The following is a 20,879-nucleotide window of genomic DNA, read 5'->3' on the forward strand; positions in this document are numbered from 1 at the left end:
TACCTCCGTCACTGCCACTGCTGATTCGCTCATGAACGCCGCTCCGGCTCGTCCAGCCACAGTTCCTGCCAGCGCGAGCTGACCCGTTCACGCACCGCCTCGTCCATCACGATCGGCCGCCCCCATTCGCGCTCGGTTTCGCCCGGCCACTTGTCGGTGGCGTCCAGCCCCATCTTCGAGCCCAGACCGCTGACCGGCGAGGCAAAGTCGAGATAATCGATCGGCGAATTGTCGACCATCACGGTATCGCGCTCCGGATCCATGCGCGTGGTGATCGCCCAGATCACATCCTGCCAGTTGCGCGCATCGATATCGGCATCGGTCACGATCACGAACTTGGTGTACATGAACTGCCGCAGGAAACTCCAGACCCCCATCATGACCCGTTTGGCATGGCCCGGATACTGCTTGTTCATGGTGACCACGGCCAGCCGATAGGAGCAGCCCTCGGGCGGCAGATAGAAGTCGACGATCTCCGGGAACTGCCGTTGCAGGATGGGCACGAACACTTCATTGAGGGCCACGCCCAGTACCGCCGGCTCATCCGGCGGCCGGCCGGTATAGGTGGAGTGGTAGATGGGATCGCGCCGATGGGTGATGCGCTCGACGGTAAAGACCGGAAAGGTGTCGACCTCGTTGTAGTAGCCGGTGTGATCGCCGAAGGGCCCCTCGGGCGCCATGTCATCGGGGTAGATGAAGCCTTCGAGAATGATCTCGCTGGAGGCGGGCACTTCCAGCTCGGCGTGTCCGCAGGCCACCAGCTCGGTCTTCGAACCGCGCAGCAGCCCGGCAAAGGCATACTCCGAGAGGGTATCCGGCACCGGCGTCACCGCCCCCAGGATGGTCGCCGGGTCGGCGCCGAGCGCCACCGCAATCGGAAACGGCTCGCCGGGGTGCGCGTGACACCAGTCACGAAAATCCAGCGCACCGCCGCGATGGGAGAGCCAGCGCATGATCAGCCGATTGCGGCCGATCTTCTGCTGGCGATAGATGCCCAGGTTCTGCCGTTCCTTGTGGGGTCCCTTCGTGACCACCAGCGGCCAGGTCACCAGCGGGCCGGCATCCCCCGGCCAGCAGTGCTGGATCGGCAGCCGGTCGAGATCGACCGCCTCTCCTTCGAGTACCACCTCCTGACAGGCCGCCTTCTTCACCCGGCGCGGCCCCATGCTCATCACCTGGCGAAAGATCGGCATCTTCTGCCAGGCATCGCGAAAGCCCTTCGGCGGCTCCGGCTCCTTGAGGAAGGCCAGCAGTTCGCCGACCTCGCGCAGCGCCTCGACGCTGTCCTGGCCCATGCCCAGCGCCACGCGCCGGGGCGTGCCGAACAGGTTGCCCAGCAGCGGCATGTCACTGCCCTTCACGTTCTCGAAAAGCAGCGCCGGGCCCTCCTCACGCAGCACCCGATCGCAGATCTCGGTGATTTCCAGGTGCGGATCGACCTCGGCGGTAATCCGCTTCAGCTCGCCCATCTCCTCGAGCCGGGCAATGAACTCCCGCAGATCGCGATACTGCATGATTGATCCTGTCCCGAAATGCAAAGGGGCAGCATAGCATGCCGCCCCGGTAGCTGTTGCCAGCGTTCCTGCCGGTGATTTCCGGACCGCGCTGCCTAGCGCCGCTTCATCGCCTCGAAGAACTCAAGGTTGGTCTTGGTATCCTTGAGCCGGTCGATCATGAACTCGGTCGCGGCCACATCCTCCATCGGGTTGAGCAGCTTGCGCAGGATCCACATGCGCTGGATCTCGTCCTCGGAGCAGAGCAGATCCTCGCGCCGGGTGCCCGAGCGGCGGATATTGAGCGCCGGGAAGACCCGCTTCTCGGCCAGCTTGCGATCGAGGTGGACTTCCATGTTGCCGGTGCCCTTGAACTCCTCGAAGATCACTTCATCCATCTTCGAGCCGGTATCCACCAGCGCCGTGGCCAGGATCGTCAGGCTGCCGCCCTCCTCGATGTTACGCGCGGCGCCAAAGAACCGCTTGGGCTTCTCCAGCGCATGGGCGTCGACACCCCCGGTCAGCACCTTGCCGGAAGACGGCACCACGGTGTTGTAGGCGCGGGCCAGACGGGTGATGGAATCGAGCAGCACCACCACATCCTTCTTGTGCTCGACCAGCCGCTTGGCCTTCTCGATCACCATCTCGGCCACCTGCACGTGGCGCGCCGGCGGCTCATCGAAGGTCGAGGCCACCACTTCGCCCCGCACCGTCCGCGACATCTCGGTCACTTCCTCGGGCCGCTCGTCGATCAGCAGCACGATCATGTAACACTCGGGATTGTTGCGGGTGATCGAGTTGGCGATGTTCTGCAGGATCATCGTCTTGCCGGCCTTGGGCGGCGAGACGATCAGCCCGCGCTGACCCTTGCCGATCGGCGAGGTGAGATCGATGACGCGCGAGGTAATATCCTCGGTCGCGCCATTGCCGATCTCCATGGTCAGCCGATCCTGCGGGAAGAGTGGGGTCAGATTCTCGAACAGGATCTTGTGACGGGCGTTTTCGGGACGCTCGAAGTTGATCTGGCTGACCTTGAGCAGCGCGAAGTAGCGCTCCCCCTCCTTCGGCGGCCGGATCTTGCCGGAGATGGAATCCCCCTTGCGCAGATTGAAGCGCCGGATCTGCGAGGGAGAGACGTAGATATCATCCGGCCCGGCCAGATAGGAGCTGTCGGCACTGCGCAGGAACCCGAAGCCATCCTGCAGGATTTCCAGCACGCCATCGCCGTAGATGTCTTCACCGCTTTTGGCGTGCTTCTTGAGAATGGCGAAGATGATGTCCTGCTTGCGCGAGCGGGCCAGATTGTCGATACCCATGTCCTGGGCAACTTCCAGCAGCTCGGGGACGGACTTTTGCTTGAGTTCGGTAAGATTCATCGGCTTTGTTCAGAATCGCTCTTGTCGACATGACAATGGCAGTGCTGCCAGGAACAGGCGGCGGCTGGCGGATCGGCGACCCGCCGGCGAAAAGGTGCCCGCTGAACGGAAGCACTCGACAGGCGGGCTCGGCGAGACGAGCTCATGAACTGAGCACGGCTGCTACGAGTCTCGTGTTGAGGAAGGTCACCCCGGATTGAAACCTGATGCTTCGTTTCGCCTGAACGCTTTCCGGCTCGACCGGCCCGTGTTCGGTGAAAAGCCTGATCGAACGAAAAGGAAGGTGCGGGCTGACCGGCGCAGGGGGGACCACATGAGCCATGCGGTCGGAAGCCTTCTGAAACAGGCGAACGCGATGATGGTAGATCAGCCATGCTGTATAATGCAACCCCCGGTGACTGCAAGGGCACGATGCACTTGCGGGCCGTATCCGGTCATGGGCAACCGGGCACAACCGGCCAGCTCCGGGGCGGGCATCATGCCCCGTGCCGTCATGGTGCGGCAATTGACAAGCTTCGGGCATCTGCGCACTCTGCCAGCTGCAGAGAGCGGACTCCATCAACCCTGAGAGGTACTTCCGGCTCATGGCGGCGTCATCCTCGCACTCCACGCCCCGGCGACTGGCAGCAGTCGACCTGGGCTCCAACAGCTTCCACCTGCTGATTGCCGATCATGTCGATGGCCGCCTGCGCGTCCTTGACCGGCGCAGCGACAAGGTCCAGCTGGCAGCCGGGCTGGACGACGAGGGCTATCTCGGCGAGGACGCCATCGAGCGTGCGCTGGCCTGTCTTGAACGCTTCAGCACCCTGCTCTCCGGTATCGCGGCACGGGACATGCGCATCGTGGGCACCAACGCCCTGCGCAGTGCCGTCAACAGCGAGCACTTCATCGAACGGGCGCAGCAGCAGCTCGGCCATGCCATCGAGATCATTGCCGGTCGCGAAGAGGCCCGGCTGATCTATCTCGGCGCAGCCCATGCGCTGGCGGAAGTTCACGGCCGCCGGCTGATCGTCGATATCGGCGGGGGGTCGACCGAGCTGATCATCGGCGAGGACTTCGACCCGCTGGCGCTGGAAAGCCTTGCCATGGGCTGTGTCTCCTACACGCGGCGCTTCTTCGGCGACGGCCGGATCAGTGAAAGGAGCATGCGCCGGGCCGAGCGGGAAGCCCTCTCCGAACTCGGCAACATTCAGCAGCCCTATCGGCGACTCGGCTGGGAGGACCCGATCGGCACCTCGGGCACGATCAAGGCGATCGCCGCCGTGATCGAGGCCGATGACCCGGGCAGTCGCGGGATGATTACCCGCGCCGGCATCGACCGGCTGCGTCAGCGACTGATCGAGTGCGGCTCGCTCGACCGGATCCGCATGAAGGGCCTCAAGGATGACCGGGCACGCATCTTTCCCGCCGGCGTCGCCATCCTGGGCGCCATCTTCGAGGCGCTCGACATCGACCGCATGCGCTACGCCAGCGGCGCCCTGCGTGACGGGGTACTGCTGGATTTCATCGGACGCGACACCCCGCACGATTCGCGACGCTTGAGCGTGGCGCAACTGGAAAGCCGCTTCAGCATTGACGGGCGTCAGGCCGACAACGTGGCCCGCACCCTCGAGCAGCTGTTCGGCCAGGTGCGCACGGCCTGGGGGCTGAGCGATGAGCAGGCCACCTTCCTGCACTGGGGGGCCCGGCTGCACGAGCTCGGTCTGACCATCGCCCACAGTCACTTTCACAAGCATGGCGCCTACCTGGTCGAGCACAGCGACCTGGCGGGCTTCTCCACCCCCGAGCAGCGGCTGCTGGCATGGCTGGTGCGCGCCCATCGCCGACGCTTCCCGAGCCGGGAACTGGACCGCTTTCCCGGGAGCGAGCGCAGCCGGGCGGCGCGCCTGGCCCGGCTGCTGCGGCTGGCCGTGGTGCTCAACCATGGCCGGCCCGATGCCCCACCCGCGCCGGTCACCCTGACCGCCGACGGCGACCGACTGCTGCTGACGCTGGAGGCCGGCCGCCACAGCAGCCTGGTGATCGATGATCTCGGCCGTGAACAGGCCTTTCAGCAGAGCGCCGGTTTCGACCTCGAGGTAACGGTCAGCGGCACCGACTGACCGCCCTCACTCGCGACAATCCATCAGCCGCCAGCCATCCGCGGCCAGTGCCATGCCCTCGCCGAGCAGTGCCACCACCTCACTGCCGCGGCGGGCGATCGCCACCCGCTCACGCCGCCACGGCGGAATCGACGCCTCCTGCAGCAGCTGCTTGACGCGCCGGTGCCGGCCGCCACGCTGCAGCCGCTCACCGCCAAGGCGCGGCCCCAGGCTGACCACCACGGCGGCACCATCCTCACGTACCAGCCGCCAGTCGAGGCGGCCTGCCGGCGTCGCGATGCCGGGCTCGCCCTGCCAGTCGCACTGCCACCCGGTCGGCAGCGGGGCCACGGGCGGCTGCAGGAAGAGCTCCCCGCGCCATACCCGGGCTTCGGCACCCGACCAGTCGAGATGAATCCGGCTGTCGCGCCGCGCTTCGGCGCACTGTTCGAGCAGGCTCTCCAGCCGTGGCCGCGACGGCAGCGGCAGCGCCAGACGACGCAGGCAGCCACGAATCAGCAGCCGCTGCCGCGGACGTGACAGCGCGACGATTCCCGCCAGCGGCAGACGCCCGGGCGCCTGCCCCAGACGGGCCAGGTCCAGACCAGCCAGTTCATCGAGCAGCTCATCGGCCTCGCCCAGCTGATCGGCGCTCTGCGCCAGACATGCCTCCGCCATCCAGCGCTCGCTCAGCGCCGGCATCACCCGGTGGCGGATATGGTTACGATCGAACCGGTCATCCCGGTTGCTCGGATCTTCCTGCCAGGCCAGGCCATGGCGGTCGGCATGTTCGGCGACTGCCGCCGCCTCCAGGCCCAGCAGGGGGCGCACGAGACGGCCGCCGCCCAGCGCCCGGGCCCGCGGCATGCCGCTCAGGCCGGTGACTCCGGCACCGCGCATCAGGCGCAACAGTACGGTCTCGGCCTGGTCACCCCGGTGGTGCGCCAGCCAGAGGACATCATCCCGACCCAGCCGCTCGGCAAAGGCGGCATAGCGGGCGCGGCGCGCGCCCGCCTCGATGCCGTCGGTGGTATCCACCGTGACCGGAACCACGCTCAAAGGGATCGCCCACTGCCGGCAGAGCGCGCGGCAGAAGCCGACGAAATCGGCCGCAGCGGGCTGCAGGCCGTGATCGACATGGAGGGCTGTCAGGGCGGGACGAAGGCGGGGGGCAAGCCGATTGCGGGCGAGCACTGCCAGATGCAGCAGCACCACACTATCGCGGCCACCGGAGAGGGCCACATGCAGCGTCCCTCCGCTCGGCAGCTCGCCCATGGCGCACCGGACAGCGCGCTCGGCAGCGGTTTCGGCGGCCATGGGGCAGGCCGATTATTCGAAGGCGCCGTAACTCATCAGCCGGTTGTAGCGCCGCTCGATCAGGGCATCCTCGTCATGCGCATCGAGTCGCTCGAGCGACGCCAGCAGGGTCTGACGGATACGGTCGGCGGTTTCCGGAACATGGCGATGAGCGCCCCCCAGCGGTTCCTCGACCAGCGTATCGACAAAGCCGAGCTCCTTCAGCCGGGTTGCGGTAATCCCCATCGCCTGTGCCGCTTCGGAGGCCTTGTCGGAACTCTTCCACAGGATCGAGGCGCAGCCCTCCGGCGAGATCACCGAATAGGTGGAATACTGCAGCATCGCCAGCTCGTCGCAGACCCCGATGGCCAGCGCCCCGCCGGAGCCGCCCTCGCCGATCACGGTCGAGAGGATTGGTGTCTTCAGCCGCGACATGACCGCCAGATTGTGGGCAATCGCCTCGCTCTGACCACGCTCTTCGGCATCAATGCCGGGATAGGCACCGGGCGTATCGATGAAGGTCAGCACCGGCATCCGGAAGCGCTCGGCCATCTCCATCAGCCGGCACGCCTTGCGATACCCTTCGGGGCGCGGCATGCCGAAGTTGCGCCGCACCTTGTCCTTGACGCTGCGACCCTTCTGGTGGCCGATCACCATCACCGGCCGGCCTTCCAGGCGGGCGATGCCCCCGACCAGGGCGGCATCGTCGGCAAAGTGCCGATCGCCGTGCAGCTCATCGAAATCGGTAAAGATGGCGTCGATGTAGTCCAGCGTGTAGGGCCGCTGGGGGTGACGCGAGAGCTGTGACACCTGCCAGGGGGTCAGGTCACGGAAGATCTGCTCGGTCAGCTTGCGGCTCTTGTCCTCCAGCTTGGCGATCTCGTCATGAATGCTGATCTGGCTGTCGTTGCCGACCAGACGCAGTTCCTCGATCTTCGCCTCAAGCTCGGCGACCGGCTGTTCAAAGTCCAGATAATTCGGATTCATAGGGCAGATTCACAGGGCTCTTGTCATCTCGGACCGCCTGGGCCCGGAGCGCAGGGGCCAGTAAATGGCGCATTATCGCATGGCACATGATGCGTGCAACCGCACCAGCATGACTCAGGACTGACGATAGGCCAATGTGACATCAGGATGGCCTTCCACTTCCGCCAGAGCCATCAGCAGATCATCACAGGGCGAGACCCGCCAGCCGCTGCCCAGCTCGAAGCAGCCGCTGGCCCGGTCATTGCTGTAGTTCAGCCGCACCGGCAGGCCGCTGTCATCGAGATGGCGCGACAGCTGCTCGCGCAGCCCGGCGGAGAAACGGCCGTTGAGCCGGCGGCCATCGATACTGAGCTCGATGGCCTCGCCGAAGCGCGCACGGGCCGCCGCCATGGGCGTGACCTCCTTGCCGCGCAGGCGCAGTCCGCCCGAGTAGTCATCCAGGCTGACCTCACCTTCCAGGATGATGACCTGATCGGGGGCCAGCTGATGGCGAACCTGATCATAGAGTTCACCGAACAGCGAGGCCTCGATGCGACCGGTGCGATCGTCCAGGGTCACGAAGGCAATGGTATCACCACGCTTCGATTTCATGGTCCGCATCGCCACGATCAGCCCGGCAACCCGTTGCGGTTCGCGGGCAGGCTTGAGATCAACGATCCGGGTCGACACGAACCGCTTGAGTTCGGCCTCGTACTCATCGATAGGGTGGCCGGTGAGATAGAGCCCGAGGGTCTCCTTCTCCCCGGCCAGCCGCTCACGATCCGGCCAGTCCCGGACCCGCCGGTAATCGGCATAGCAGTCGCTGTCATCGGATGCTGCAGCGGTATCGAAGGCCTCACCGAACATGTCGATCATGCCCGCGCTGGCATTGGCGTGACTCTGCGAGGCGGCGCGCAGGGCATCTTCCAGCGCACCGGCCAGCACCGCCCGCGACGGGCCGAGCTGGTCCAGCGCCCCGGAGCGGATCAGCGCCTCGATGGTACGCTTGTTGATCCGCCCGGCATCGATGCGCCGGCAGAAGTCGAACAGATCACGAAACGGCCCGCCGGCCTCCCGGGCCTCGACGATGGCGCCGATCGGGCCTTCGCCCACGCCACGGATCGCCCCCAGCCCGTAGACCACACGGTTGTGCTCATCGACGCTGAAGCGGTAGGCCCCGATGTTGACGTTGGGCGGCGTCACCGTCAGCCCCATGCGCCGGCACTCCTCGATCAGCGGTACCGCCTTGTCGAGGTTGTCCATCTCGGTGGAGAGCACCGCGGCCATGAACGGCGCGGGGTAGTGTGCCTTCAGCCAGGCCGTCTGATAGGAGACCAGCCCATAGGCTGCCGAGTGTGACTTGTTGAAGCCATAGCCGGCGAACTTCTCCACCAGATCGAAGAGGTTGCCCGCCAGATCCTCGTCGATGCCGTTATTCCGGCACCCTTCGAGAAAGCCGACACGCTGCTTGGCCATCTCCTCGGGCTTCTTCTTGCCCATGGCGCGGCGCAGCATGTCGGCCTGACCCAGGCTGTAACCCGCCAGCACCTGGGCGATCTGCATCACCTGCTCCTGATAGAGGATGACGCCATAGGTGGGCTCCAGCACCGATTTCAGCCACTCGTGCTGATAATCCGGGTGTGGATAAGCCAGTTCGGCACGCCCGTGCTTGCGGTTGATGAAGTCATCCACCATGCCGGACTGCAAAGGCCCCGGGCGGAACAGCGCCACCAGGGCGATCATGTCCTCCAGCGAGTCCGGCTGCAGCCGCTTGATCAGCTCCTTCATGCCGCGCGATTCGAGCTGGAAGACCGCGGTCGTTTCGGCCTTCTTGAGCATCTCGAAGGTAGGCACATCGTCGAGCGGGATGGTGCCGATATCCAGCGCTCCCTGACCTTCGCGGGCGCGTACGTCATCGACCATTTCCAGCGCCCAGTCGATGATGGTCAGGGTACGCAGGCCGAGGAAGTCGAACTTGACCAGGCCGGCTTCCTCGATATCGTTCTTGTCGAACTGCACCATCAGGCCGCTGCCATCATCGTCACACAGCAGCGGCGCAAAGTCGGTCAGCTTGGTCGGCGCGATCACCACCCCGCCGGCGTGCTTGCCGGTGCCCCGGGTGATGCCCTCCAGCCTGAGGGCCATGTCCCAGATCTCCTGGGCATCCTCGTCGGCCTCGAGATACTCGCGCAGCGCACTCTCCTGGCCGTGCGCCTTCTCCAGCGTCATGCCGACCTCGAAGGGAATCAGCTTGGAGAGCTTGTCGCCCAGCGAATAGGGCTTGCCCTGGGCGCGCGCCACGTCGCGCACCACCGCCTTGGCCGCCATGGTGCCGAAGGTCACGATCTGCGAGACCGCATCGCGACCGTAGCGGTCGGCCACGTAATCGATCACCCGGTCGCGCTTCTCCATGCAGAAGTCGACGTCGAAGTCGGGCATCGAGACACGCTCGGGATTGAGAAAGCGTTCGAACAGCAGATCATATTCGAGCGGATCGAGGTCGGTGATCTCCAGCGCATAGGCCACCAGCGAGCCCGCCCCCGACCCGCGCCCCGGACCGACCGGCACGTCGTTGTCCTTGGCCCAGCGGATGAAGTCCATCACGATCAGGAAGTAACCGGGGAAGCCCATCCGATTGATAATGTCGAGCTCGAAGTCGAGGCGCTCACGGTAGGCCGGTTCGTGCTCGGCGCGCTCGCGTCCGGGGTAGATCGGATGCGTCCCCTCGAACAGCAGCTCCAGCCGCCGCGTCAGCCCGTCATGGGAGATCTCGCGGAAGAACTGCTCCATCGACTGCCCTTCCGGGACCGGATACTCCGGCAGGAAGATTTCGCCCAGACGCACGTCGGCATTGCAGCGCGCCGCGATCATGACGGTGTTTTCGAGCGCCTCGGGGATATCGGCAAACAGCTCCGCCATCTCCTCGCCGCTGCGAAAGTACTGCTCCTCGCTGTAGCGCCGCTCGCGCCGGGAATCGTCGAGCGCCCGGCCCTCGCCGATCGCGACCCGGGTCTCGTGGGCCCAGTAGTCCTCGCGATCGAGAAAGCGCACGTCATTGGTGGCGACCACCGGAGTGCCGGTGGACGCTGCCAGCTCGACGCTGGCATGCAGGCACTCCTCGTCGAGGGCACGGCCGGTGCGCTGCAGCTCGAGATAGAAGCGATCGGGAAAGAAGCGCTGCCACTCGGTCAGCAGGGACTCGGCGGTCTCGCGGTGCTCGGCCAGCAGAAAACGCCCGATCTCCCCTTCGCGGGCGCCCGAAAGCGCGATCAGTCCCTCGCTGCGTTCGAGCACCCACTCCTTGCGCAGCACCGAGCGGCCCTGGGCCTGCCCTTCCTGCCAGCCGCGCGAGATCAGTTCGGTGAGGTTGCGATAACCGTCATTGTTCATCGCCAGCAGCGTCAGCCGCCAGGGATGGGCCTCGTCAAAAGGGTTCTGCAGCCACACATCACTGCCGATGATCGGCTTGAGACCGGCCGCACGGGCGCTCTTGTACGCCTTGACCAGCGCAAACAGGTTGCTCTCGTCGGTGATCGCCAGTGCCGGCTGACCCACCTCACGGGCTCGCGCGATCAGCGGCTTGAGCCGGATCAGCCCGTCGGTCAGGGAGTATTCGCTGTGCAGTCGCAGATGGACAAAGGGTGTTGTCATGGTGCCACTCTTGATTCACCGCCCGGCCCGCAAGACAGCACTCAAACGGCATCCGGAGCGGTCGGGCCAATGGTCATGTTCGTGTTCACAGCCGGAAAGCGATCCTGCAACCGCCGCACCGGGGCAAAGGAGCGCCGGTGCTCGGGCAGCGGCCCCAGCCGCTCGAGGGCCTCGAGATGCGCTCGGGTCGGATAGCCCTTGTGGGCGGCCAGACCGTACTCCGGGTGCTGCGCATCCAGCGCCACCATCCGGGCGTCGCGAGCGACCTTGGCGACGATCGAGGCTGCCGCGATCGCCTCGACCCGGGCATCGCCGCGCACCACGGCCTCGCCCGGCACATGATGACCCGGTAGCCGATGACCGTCCACCAGCAGGTACTCGGGCTGGATGGCCAGCCCGTCGATGGCGCGGCGCATCGCCAGATGGGTGGCGTGATGGATATTGAGCGTGTCGATTTCGGTACTGGAGGCTTCCCCCAGCGATACCGCCAGGGCCTGCTCGCGAATCAGCCGATCGAGCTCTTCGCGGCGACCGGCCGTCAGCTTCTTGGAGTCCGCCAGACCGGTAATCGGCCGCTCGGGATCCAGCATGACGGCTGCCGCCACGACCGCACCGATCAGCGGGCCGCGACCGACCTCGTCCACCCCGGCCAGCTTCCAGCCGCTATAGCTGATCGTGAAGGGCGGATCCTCGCGGCCACTCCGCGTGCTGCTCATGTCATCTCTCCGTGATTGCGGTCAGCCGTCTCATCGGCAATCGGCGCCACCATCTCCAGCACTGCCTCTGCGGCGCGGGCGCTGGCATTGCGCTGCAGGGTTTCATGCATGGTCACGAAGCGCTGGCGCAGCGCTTCACCGCTGGCCGGGTCGGCCAGCCAGCCGTGCAACGCCCCGCTGACCGCCTCGGGTGTGGCCTGCTGCTGAATCAGCTCCGGCACCAGACCTTCACGGGCAATCAGATTGGGCAGCGAGATCCAAGGTGTTTTGACCATGTAGCGAGCAATGCGGTGTGTCATGGGCGCCATGCGATAGGCCACCACCATCGGGCGATGGCAGAGCATCGCCTCCAGCGCGGCGGTGCCGGAGGTCAGCAGCACGGCATCACTGGCGGTCATCGCCGCCCAGGCCTGGCCATCGAGCAGCCGGATGCCGTGTTCAACTGCCCCCAGTGCCTCGAGCTCCTCGCGTCGCGCCGGGGTGGCAGCCGGCATCACTACCTCGAGTTCGGGCAGCGTCTGACGCAGCCGCTCGACCGCTGCCAGAAAGGTCTCGCCGAGATAACGGATCTCGCTGGCCCGCGAACCCGGCAGCACCGCCAGCAGCGGTGCCTCAACCGGCAGGCCGAGCCGATGACGGGCCGCAGCGCGGTCATCCGCCAGCGGCAGTTCTTCGGCCAGCGGATGGCCGACAAAGGTCACCGGCACCTCGTGCTCGCGATAGAAATCGGCTTCGAAGGGCAGCAGGGTGAGCATGTGATCGACCGCTGCCCGAATCGTCTCGATCCGTCCCTGCCGCCACGCCCAGACCGAGGGGCTGACGTAGTGCACGGTTTTCATGCCCTGCCGGCGCAGCTGACGCTCCAGCCCCAGGTTGAAGTCCGGAGCATCGATGCCGATCATCACGTCCGCCTGCCAGGCGAGCGCCTCGCGGCGCAGTCGGCGGCGCACTCCGATCAGCCCCGGCAGATGGCGCAGCACCTCGACCAGCCCCATGATCGACAGGGTTTCCAGCGGATAGAGCGTCGTCATGCCCTGCGCGATCATGCGCGGTCCGCCGATCCCCAGGAACTCGATCGCCCCGTGACGGCGGCGCAGCTCCTGCATCAGGGTGGCCCCCAGCAGATCACCGGAGAGTTCACCGGCCACCATGAACACGCGCAGGGTCATATCAGGCCTCCGGACCGCCTGGCTAGCGTGTAAGGCCCCGTCTGGCGGCCCTCAGCGACTCGACGAACTGCTGCATGGCCGGCGACAGTGACTGCTGGTCGAACTCCTCGAGTACCTCGGCCAGGGTGCGCCGGCTGCGGAATACCGCGCGATAGCCGCGACGCAGCTCGCTGATGGTATCGCTGTCGAAACCGCGACGCTTGAGCCCTTCGGCATTGAGTCCGTGGGTGCGCGCCGGATTGCCGGTCACCATGACAAAGGCGGCGATATCCTTGGTGATGATCGAGCCACCCCCGCACATGGCATGGGCACCGACATGACAGAACTGATGAATGGCAGCCAGCCCGCCGAGGATGACATGATCGCCGAGGGTTACATGTCCCCCGAGGGTCGCCTGATTGGCCATGATGACGTGATCGCCGATGATGCAGTCGTGCGCCACGTGGGCATAGGCCATGAACCAGCCATGATCGCCAATGGTGGTCTCGCCCCGATCCTGGACGGTGCCGCGGTGCACGGTAACCCCTTCGCGAAAGACATTGTTGTCTCCCACGATCAGCCGGGTCGGCTCACCGCGATACTTCTTGTCCTGGCACTCTTCACCCAGCGAGGCGAACTGGAATACGCGATTGTTGCTGCCCAGCGTGGTCGGCCCCTTGATGATGACATGCGAGCCGATGACACAACCGCTCCCGATCTCGACGTCGGCCCCGATTACGGAAAACGGCCCCACCTCGACATCGTCAGCCAGTCGTGCGCCGGGATCGATGATGGCGGTTGGATGAATCAAGCGACCTTCCTCTCGGCACAGATGATATCGGCTTCACAGACGACCTCACCCTCGACATGCGCGCGACAGGCAAACTTCCAGATGCCGCGCCGTGCCCTCAGCATGCGGGCTTCGAGGGTCAGCCGGTCACCCGGGAAGACCGGCCGCTTGAAGCGCACGTTGTCACTGCCGACATAGTAATAGATGTACCCATCCGCCGGTCGCTTGTCGACGGTCTTGAAGCCCAGGATGCCGGCCGCCTGCGCCAGTGCCTCGATGATCAGGACCCCCGGCATGATGGGATGACCGGGAAAGTGGCCGTTGAAGAAATGCTCGTTGTAGCTGACATTCTTCCAGGCCGTGATGCATTCACCCAGCTCGATCTCGACCACCCTGTCGACCAGCAGAAACGGATAACGGTGGGGGAGATATTCCTGGATCTCGTTGATGTCCATGACCATTGGCACGCAACCTCTGAAATAACGAAATGCCTGCCGGACCGGCAGGCATGCGATGGGCGACCGCAAGGGCCGGCCATTGTACACGGGTCTCGAAGCATCGGCAGCCGCCGCCTGTCGAGGATGTTAGTGTGACTCTCCCTTCTCCCGGGAACTGCCTTCGCCCCGTTCCAGGCGGGCCAGGCGACGCGCCATCCGATCCAGCTGCTTGAAGCGCACGGCGTTGCGTCGCCAGAGATCATTGGGCATCGAGCCGGTGCCGGAAGAGTAGACACCGGGCTCGTGGATGGAGTTGGTCACCAGGCTCATGCCGGTGATCTGCACGCCGTCGCAGAGCTCCAGATGACCGGCCAGACCGACCCCGCCGCCCAGCTGGCAGTGCCGCCCCACCCGGGTGGACCCGGCAATGCCGACACAGCCGGCCAGCGCACAGTGCTCGCCGATATGCACGTTATGGGCAATCTGGACCTGGGAGTCGATCTTGACCCCGTCGCCGATCACGGTATCGCCCAGGGCGCCGCGATCAATGCTTGAACAGCTGCCGATCTCGACATCGTCGCCGACCACCACACCGCCGATCTGCGCGATCTTGTGCCAGGCCATGCCGTCGTGGGCGAAGCCGAAGCCATCGCCGCCGACCACTGCCCCGCTGTGGATGATTGCCCGCTGACCGATGACCACGCCGTGGTAGAGCGTCACGTTGGCATGCAACAGCGAGTCGGCCCCCACCGTACAGGCCTCCCCGAGCGAGCAGCCGGCACCGATCACGGTGCGATCACCGAGGGTCACGTGATCACCGATCACGGCATTGGGGCCGATCGACACCTCGTCGCCCAGACGCGCACTGTCCGATACGCTGGCCGCGGGATGAATGCCGGGCTGATGGCCGGCCAGCGGCGGGGCGAACAGGTGCGAGAGCCGGGCGTAACCGAGATAGGGATTATCAAGCGCCAGCGCCGCTACCGGGCACTCCGCCACCAGGTCGGGTGGCAGCAGCACGGCAGCCGCGCGGGTTTCGTCGAGAAACCGCAGGTAGGCCCGGTTGGCCAGAAAGGCGATGTCATCGGGCCCGGCATCGGTAAGCGTGGCCAGTCCGCTGACCCGCTGCGTACCGTCGCCATGCAGGGTCGCCCCCAGCACCCGGGTCAGTTCCTCGAGGGTATAGGTCTGGCTAGTCATCATCTTCATCGAGTGGAAGGCAGCGCCACCTTACTGGAGCGAATTGAAGGTGCTGGTGACTTCCTTGGTCAGATCGAGCGAGTCAGCGGAGTAGACGACGCTCTGACGGTCCACCAGTACCTGTACATCATGACGCTCTACCACCTGCTCGATCGCCCTGTCGAGCTTGGGCTTGGCCTGCTTGAGAAACGCCTGTTCAGCCTGCTGGCGCTGCTGCTCGAGCTGCTGACGCTGCTGCTGGAACTGGCTGCCCTTCTGCTGCAGCTGCTGGGTCAGGTTCTGACGCTCGTTGTCGGACATCACGTCGCCGTTCTGCTGCAGACGCTGCTGGAGCTGCTGCACCTGCTGACCAAGCTGCTTGACCTGCTGCGGCTGATTGCCCAGCTGATTCTTGAGCTGGTTCATCGAGCGCTGGGCAGCCGAAGTGTTCATCAGGGCCTCACGCCAGTCGACCACGGCCACATCAGCTGCCTGGGCGGCGATCGAGACGCTCCCCAGCATGCCGGCCAGGCAGAGGGCTGCAATCTTGCGCATGTCATAACTCCTTGTGGTTCAATTCCTGCACCGGGCACCGACTGCCCGGCACCGCCATCAGAACGTCTGGCCCAGCGAGAACTGGAAGAACTGGGTATCGTCGCCACCCTTGTCCTTGATCGGCTTGGCAACCGAGAAGGTCAGCGGCCCCACCGGCGTCAGCCAGGAGAGCCCCACGCCCGCCGAGACGCGCAGGTCATTGAGATCGACCCCGGACGAGCACGACGAGCTACGACCGCTTTCCACCGGCAGGCAGTCCGACAGGTAGGTATTACCGGTATCAACGAAGAAGGAGGTCTGCACCTGGCGCCGATCCTCGATGAACGGCGTCGGGAAGATCAGCTCCGCCGAACCCTCCAGCAGGATGTTGCCGCCGAGGGTATCATCATCCCCGTCGGCACGCTCGGTGGTCGGCTGACCCAGGGTGTTGCTCTCGAAGCCGCGCACCGATCCCAGTCCGCCGGAGTAGAAGTTCTCGTAGAACGGATAGGTGTCGGTCTTGCCGTAGCTGTCGGCATAGCCCAGCTCGGTACGGAACTTGAGCGCCCACTCTTCGGTCTGGATCGGGAACAGCTTCTGACCCTGATAGCGCAGCTTGTAATACTCGGCATCGCTGCCCGGCCCGGTGGCTTCGGCGCTCGCCTTCTGATAGCTGCCCGCAGTCGGCAGGATACCGCGGTTGAGGTTGTTGCGTGTCCACGCGGTGGAGAGCTTGTAGTTGTTGAAGGAGTCACCCTCGTCATCCACATAGCGCGCGATCTCGGAGGGCGAATCGTCGTAGTCCTTGACCTCGAGATGTTCGACCCCCAGTCCGAAATTCAGCCGCGACAGCTCACTGACCGGATAACCGAAGTTGACCCCGCCCCCGATGGCATCGGTGGAGTAGGTCGAGATGTCGGCATCCTCGTAATCGGTCGAGCGATAGTAGAGGTTGAAGCCGCGCGACACGCCATCGAGCGTCCAGTAGGGATTGGTGTAACTGAAGTTCAGATTGGTGTAGTAGTCGCTCTTCTGGGCGCCGATATCGACCCGGTTGCCGGTGCCGAGGAAGTTGCGCTGGGAGAGCGAGGCCCCGTAGATCAGCCCCTCGGACTGGGCATAGCCGAGACTGGCGGAAATGCTGCCGGAGGGCTGCTCCTGGACATTGTAGGTCACGTCGAGCTGATCCGGCTCATCCGCCACCCGCTGGGTATTGACGTCCACCTGCTTGAAGAAGCCGAGCCGCTGCAGGCGCTGCTGCGAGGTCTTGATGTCATCGGTGGAGGCCGGCGCCCCCTCGAGCTGCACCATTTCGCGACGCAGCACCTCATCAGCGGTCGTGGTGTTGCCCTTGAAGTTGATGCGCCGGACATAGGCGCGGCGACCGGGCTGCACGTTGAAGGTCACGTCAACGGTCTCCCCATCATCGTTGACCTTCGGTACCGCATTCACCTGGGCAAAGGCAAAGCCGCGGGCGCCCAGCTCCCGGCGCAGCGCCTCGCTGGAAGCAGTCAGCTGCGACTGGGAGAAGATGTCGCCGGATTCGGCGGTCACCAGCGAACGGGCCTCGTCGCGACCCACCTTCAGGTCGCCGGCAAAACCGATGTCACCGATCCGGTAGCGCTTGCCCTCATCGACATTGATGGTGACATAAATGGTCGACTTGTCGGGGCTGATCGAGACCTGGGTGGAATCGATACTGAAATTCACGTAACCGCGATCGAGATAGTACGAGCGCAGCCGATCCAGATCGCCCTGCAGCTTTTCGCGGGAGTACTGATCGCTGGAGAACCAGCCGAAGAACCAGCCGGGCTTGTCCTCGAGCTCGAACTGATCGCGCAGGGTATCGTCATCGAACGCCTGATTGCCGACGACGTTGATCTGGCGAATCTTCGCCACTGCCCCTTCGTCGATGTTGATGTCCACCTGGACCCGGTTGCGGCTGAGCTGCTCGACCTGCGTTTCGATCCGGGCGCTGTAGCGTCCCTGCTGCTGGTAGACCCGCTCCAGCTGACGCTGCATCTCCTCGAGGGTCGAACGCTGCAGCACCTGGCCTTCCGAGAGGCCGGCTTCACGCAGTCCGCTGCGCAGATCCTCCTCGGGGATCTTGGAGTTGCCGTTGATCTCGATCTGGGCAATCGAGGGGCGCTCCTGGACATTGACCACCAGCACATTACCGTCGCGGCCGAGACTGACATCGTCGAACAGACCGGTACCGAACAGCGATTTGCCTACCCTGGTGAGCGCGTCGTCATTGACGGTATCGGAGGCGGAAATCGGCATCGCATTGAACACGGTACCCGCTGAAACGCGCTGCAGACCCTCGACGCGAATATCCGAAACCTTGAAGGGAGAAATAGCGAATGCCGCCTGTGAAGGAGCCAGCAAACACACCATCAGACCAATGGTTTTAATCTTCATGCCGTCATTTCGCTTTTACTGAATTCCGCCCGCTCGGGGCCCGCTTCTCGTGCCGCTAGCAACGCGCGATCCGGCTGGCGTCGTTGTATTCGGATACCCGTCATGTAACCGTTGAAACCCTGCTGCGATACGACAGGTAACACGCGCTCATCGAAGGGGTCGAGATCGTGAACACGCACCTTATACACATCGCCGCCATCCTGACAAGCACCGCCTCCTTTCGCTTGCCATCGGAAACTAGAGTCGCATCAGATCAAAATAGAAGGCCATGATCATCAGTGTGGCGACCAGCGCCGCCCCGATCCGGAATCCCACCGCCTGTGCCCGCTCCGAGAGCGGCCGACCGCGGATCGCTTCGACGGCGTAAAACAGCAGATGCCCGCCGTCGAGAATCGGTATCGGCAGCAGGTTCAGCACGCCCAGGCTGATGGAGACATAGGCCAGAAAACCGATGAAGGTTTCCAGCCCGGAACGGGCCGATTCCCCGGCTATCCGGGCGATGGTAATCGGCCCGGAGAGATTGGAAGGCGAAATCAGTCCGATCACCATCTTGTAGATCGACCCCACGGTCAGCGACGTCATCGAGGCCGTGCGATGGATGGCCTGCCCCGCCGCCGCCAGCGGCCCGTAGCGCAGCTCACGCTGATACTGCTGCGGCCACTGAACGGGATCGGCAGCCGCCCCGATATAGCCGACACTGCGGCCATCGGCCAGCTGCCGGCTGCGGGGGGTCAGATCGACCGCCAGCTCGCGCCCGTCACGCCTGATCCGCAGCTGGAGGGACTGCCCGGCCGCCGCCTGTACCCGAGCCACGAACCCGGACCACGCCTCGATGGCCGCGCCGTTCACCGAAATGACGCGATCACCGGCCCGCAGTCCGGCGGCGGCAGCCGCGCCGTCATCCAGCACCTGCCCGATGACCGGCGGCGTATCCGGACGCCAGGGCTCGAAGCCCAGCGTTGCCAGCGGCTGCGGCGGATCCTGATGGGCCAGGTAATTCGTTACCGCCAGGCTGTGCTGCTGCAGCTCCCTTCCTTCCCGACGGGTTGCGAACTGCAGTCGATCACTGCCGATGGCACCGATCAGGGCAAGATTGACTTCATCCCAGGAGCGGGTCCGCTCCCCTTCCACCCGCACGATCTCCTGGCCTGCCTCCAGGCCACCCCGGGCCGCCGGCGAATCGGGCGAGACCGAGCCGACCATCGGGGTCACCGTGGTGGTGCCCACCATGAACATCAGCCAGTACGCCATCAGGGCCAGCAGGAAATTGGCAACGGGACCGGCCGACACCACGGCAATGCGCTTCCAGACCGACTGCCGGTTGAAGGCGAGATGCTGATCGGCGGGATCGACCGCGCCCTCGCGCTCGTCGAGCATCCTGACATAGCCACCTAGCGGAATCGCGGCCAGCACGAACTCGGTACCGTGACGATCGACCCGCTTGAGCAGTGGCCGCCCGAAACCGACCGAAAAGCGCAGTACCCGAACCCCGCAGCGCCGGGCGACCCAGAAGTGACCGAATTCGTGAATCGTGATCAGCAGGCCCAGTACCACGATCACGGCGAGGATATTCTGCAGGACCCCCATCACCCGTTCTGCTCCCGACGTTCGAGTTCGGCAGTGGCCACCTCCCGCGCCCGGCGGTCCATGGCGAGAATGCACTCGAGACTGTCGGCCGGCCCGTGTTCGAGCCGGGCAAGTACACGCTCCACCAGCGTCGGTATGGCCATGAAGGGAATCCGCTCTGCCAGAAAGGCCGCCACGGCCACCTCATTGGCCGCATTCAGGGCCGCCGGGGCGGTGCCCCCGGTGCTCATCGCCTCGCGCGCCAGCCGCAGGCAGGGAAACCGCGCCATGTCGGGCGCTTCGAAATCGAGCCGGCCGGTGGCAAACAGATCAAGCGGCGCAACGCCGGTGTCGATCCGCTCCGGCCACGCCAGACCATGGCCGATTGGCGTGCGCATGTCGGGATTGCCCAGCTGGGCGATGACCGAGCCATCCACGTAGGCCGCCATCGAGTGGATCACGCTCTGCGGATGCACCACGATCTCGACCTGTTCGGGCGAGGCATCGAACAGCCAGCACGCCTCGATCAGCTCGAGCCCCTTGTTCATCATGGTGGCGCTGTCCACCGAGATCTTGCGCCCCATCGACCAGTTGGGATGAGCGCAGGCCTGATCCGGCGTTACCTGCGCCAGCTGCTCGGGCGCCCACTGACGAAAGGGACCGCCGGATGCGGTCAGCAGGAGGCGGGTAACGCCGCAGCGTTCGAGCCCGCCGCGGTGGTGGTGGGGCAGGCACTGAAAGATGGCGTTGTGCTCGGAGTCGATCGGCAGCAGGACCGCGCCGCTCTCGGCCACTTCGCGCATGAACAGCGCCCCGCTCATCACCAGCGCTTCCTTGTTGGCCAGCAGCACCCGCCGGCCGGCCCGGACCGCGGCCAGGGTCGGGGTCAGCGCCGCGGCACCGACAATTGCCGACATGACGATCTCGGCACTGGCGGCCACTTCACACAGCGCGGCCTCGCCATGGGCGACCCGGGTCGGCACATCGGCCCGGGTCAGTGCCTCCGCCAGCCAGCGGGCATCCTCGGCATGATCCAGCACGGCCACTTCCGGGCGATGGTGCCGGCACAGCTCGAACAGCGCCTGACGACTGCTGCGGGCGGTGACGGCATGAAGGCGATAGCGATCGGGATGGCGGGCAATGACATCGAGGGTACTGGTGCCGATCGATCCGGTGGCGCCCAGTACGGTAACGGTCTGCGTCATCTTTGGCTCCAGGGGCCGCA

The 20,879-nt window shown here is 65.2% G+C and carries 15 protein-coding genes; 1 reads left to right on the forward strand and 14 read right to left on the reverse strand.

Going from position 1 to position 20,879, the window contains the following annotated elements:
• Positions 1–29: 29 nt before the first annotated feature.
• Complete coding sequence (ubiD, locus tag C7446_RS08100; RefSeq protein WP_121172578.1) at positions 30–1,514, reverse strand: 4-hydroxy-3-polyprenylbenzoate decarboxylase; 1,485 nt, start codon at positions 1,512–1,514, stop codon at positions 30–32.
• 95 nt (positions 1,515–1,609) lie between these two features.
• Complete coding sequence (gene rho, locus C7446_RS08105; protein ID WP_121172579.1) at positions 1,610–2,869, reverse strand: transcription termination factor Rho; 1,260 nt, start codon at positions 2,867–2,869, stop codon at positions 1,610–1,612.
• Between the two features lie 584 nt (positions 2,870–3,453).
• On the opposite strand from rho, the gene C7446_RS08110 reads away from it, so the two are divergent.
• The gene (locus C7446_RS08110; protein WP_121172580.1) at positions 3,454–4,971 is read left to right on the forward strand and encodes a Ppx/GppA phosphatase family protein; all 1,518 of its coding nucleotides are present in this window, start codon (positions 3,454–3,456) and stop codon (positions 4,969–4,971) included.
• Positions 4,972–4,977: 6 nt separating this feature from the next.
• On the opposite strand, the gene tilS is transcribed toward C7446_RS08110, so the two are convergent.
• The 12 genes from tilS to ispC all read right to left on the reverse strand — a co-directional run bounded on the left by tilS (position 4,978) and on the right by ispC (position 20,859).
• Positions 4,978–6,225, reverse strand: a complete 1,248-nt coding sequence (gene tilS, locus C7446_RS08115; RefSeq protein WP_245977770.1) for a tRNA lysidine(34) synthetase TilS — start codon at positions 6,223–6,225, stop codon at positions 4,978–4,980.
• Positions 6,226–6,279: 54 nt separating this feature from the next.
• Positions 6,280–7,233: an acetyl-CoA carboxylase carboxyl transferase subunit alpha gene (accA, locus tag C7446_RS08120; protein WP_121172582.1), complete on the reverse strand. Its 954-nt coding sequence runs from the start codon at positions 7,231–7,233 to the stop codon at positions 6,280–6,282.
• A 114-nt stretch (positions 7,234–7,347) separates the two neighbouring features.
• The gene (gene dnaE / locus C7446_RS08125) at positions 7,348–10,863 is read right to left on the reverse strand and encodes a DNA polymerase III subunit alpha (protein ID WP_121172583.1); all 3,516 of its coding nucleotides are present in this window, start codon (positions 10,861–10,863) and stop codon (positions 7,348–7,350) included.
• Positions 10,864–10,904: 41 nt separating this feature from the next.
• Positions 10,905–11,579, reverse strand: a complete 675-nt coding sequence (gene rnhB, locus C7446_RS08130) for a ribonuclease HII (protein WP_121172584.1) — start codon at positions 11,577–11,579, stop codon at positions 10,905–10,907.
• Entirely contained in the window at positions 11,576–12,748 is a 1,173-nt protein-coding gene (gene lpxB, locus C7446_RS08135; protein ID WP_121172585.1) for a lipid-A-disaccharide synthase, read from the reverse strand. The genes rnhB and lpxB overlap by 4 nt, the downstream gene beginning before the upstream one ends.
• A gap of 22 nt (positions 12,749–12,770) precedes the next feature.
• On the reverse strand, positions 12,771–13,538 hold the full coding sequence (gene lpxA, locus C7446_RS08140; RefSeq protein WP_121172586.1) for an acyl-ACP--UDP-N-acetylglucosamine O-acyltransferase: 768 nt from the start codon (positions 13,536–13,538) through the stop codon (positions 12,771–12,773).
• Positions 13,535–13,978: a 3-hydroxyacyl-ACP dehydratase FabZ gene (gene fabZ / locus C7446_RS08145; RefSeq protein ID WP_121172587.1), complete on the reverse strand. Its 444-nt coding sequence runs from the start codon at positions 13,976–13,978 to the stop codon at positions 13,535–13,537. The genes lpxA and fabZ overlap by 4 nt, the downstream gene beginning before the upstream one ends.
• A gap of 123 nt (positions 13,979–14,101) precedes the next feature.
• A complete protein-coding gene (lpxD, locus tag C7446_RS08150) occupies positions 14,102–15,163 on the reverse strand; it encodes a UDP-3-O-(3-hydroxymyristoyl)glucosamine N-acyltransferase (RefSeq protein ID WP_121172588.1) in 1,062 nt (353 codons plus the stop codon).
• Positions 15,164–15,184: 21 nt separating this feature from the next.
• A complete protein-coding gene (locus C7446_RS08155; RefSeq protein WP_121172589.1) occupies positions 15,185–15,688 on the reverse strand; it encodes an OmpH family outer membrane protein in 504 nt (167 codons plus the stop codon).
• A 57-nt stretch (positions 15,689–15,745) separates the two neighbouring features.
• Entirely contained in the window at positions 15,746–18,088 is a 2,343-nt protein-coding gene (gene bamA / locus C7446_RS08160; RefSeq protein ID WP_121172590.1) for an outer membrane protein assembly factor BamA, read from the reverse strand.
• 237 nt (positions 18,089–18,325) lie between these two features.
• Positions 18,326–19,675, reverse strand: a complete 1,350-nt coding sequence (gene rseP / locus C7446_RS08165; protein WP_121172591.1) for an RIP metalloprotease RseP — start codon at positions 19,673–19,675, stop codon at positions 18,326–18,328.
• Positions 19,675–20,859 (reverse strand): 1-deoxy-D-xylulose-5-phosphate reductoisomerase, encoded by a 1,185-nt coding sequence (gene ispC / locus C7446_RS08170; RefSeq protein WP_121172592.1) that lies wholly within the window; start codon positions 20,857–20,859, stop codon positions 19,675–19,677. The genes rseP and ispC overlap by 1 nt, the downstream gene beginning before the upstream one ends.
• Between the last annotated feature and the right edge of the window lie 20 nt (positions 20,860–20,879).

It is taken from the genome of Kushneria sinocarnis (assembly GCF_003633775.1).
GTDB classification, from domain to species: domain Bacteria; phylum Pseudomonadota; class Gammaproteobacteria; order Pseudomonadales; family Halomonadaceae; genus Kushneria; species Kushneria sinocarnis.

Excerpts from the sequence above, each read along its gene's own strand:
- ubiD (WP_121172578.1), bottom strand. The coding sequence starts at position 1,514 with ATGCAGTATCGCGATCTGCGGGAGTTCATTGCCCGGCTCGAGGAGATG.
- rho (WP_121172579.1), bottom strand. The coding sequence starts at position 2,869 with ATGAATCTTACCGAACTCAAGCAAAAGTCCGTCCCCGAGCTGCTGGAA.
- C7446_RS08110 (WP_121172580.1), top strand. The coding sequence starts at position 3,454 with ATGGCGGCGTCATCCTCGCACTCCACGCCCCGGCGACTGGCAGCAGTC.
- tilS (WP_245977770.1), bottom strand. The coding sequence starts at position 6,225 with ATGGGCGAGCTGCCGAGCGGAGGGACGCTGCATGTGGCCCTCTCCGGT.
- accA (WP_121172582.1), bottom strand. The coding sequence starts at position 7,233 with ATGAATCCGAATTATCTGGACTTTGAACAGCCGGTCGCCGAGCTTGAG.
- dnaE (WP_121172583.1), bottom strand. The coding sequence starts at position 10,863 with ATGACAACACCCTTTGTCCATCTGCGACTGCACAGCGAATACTCCCTG.
- rnhB (WP_121172584.1), bottom strand. The coding sequence starts at position 11,579 with ATGAGCAGCACGCGGAGTGGCCGCGAGGATCCGCCCTTCACGATCAGC.
- lpxB (WP_121172585.1), bottom strand. The coding sequence starts at position 12,748 with ATGACCCTGCGCGTGTTCATGGTGGCCGGTGAACTCTCCGGTGATCTG.
- fabZ (WP_121172587.1), bottom strand. The coding sequence starts at position 13,978 with ATGGTCATGGACATCAACGAGATCCAGGAATATCTCCCCCACCGTTAT.
- lpxD (WP_121172588.1), bottom strand. The coding sequence starts at position 15,163 with ATGAAGATGATGACTAGCCAGACCTATACCCTCGAGGAACTGACCCGG.
- C7446_RS08155 (WP_121172589.1), bottom strand. The coding sequence starts at position 15,688 with ATGCGCAAGATTGCAGCCCTCTGCCTGGCCGGCATGCTGGGGAGCGTC.
- bamA (WP_121172590.1), bottom strand. The coding sequence starts at position 18,088 with ATGAAGATTAAAACCATTGGTCTGATGGTGTGTTTGCTGGCTCCTTCA.
- rseP (WP_121172591.1), bottom strand. The coding sequence starts at position 19,675 with ATGGGGGTCCTGCAGAATATCCTCGCCGTGATCGTGGTACTGGGCCTG.
- ispC (WP_121172592.1), bottom strand. The coding sequence starts at position 20,859 with ATGACGCAGACCGTTACCGTACTGGGCGCCACCGGATCGATCGGCACC.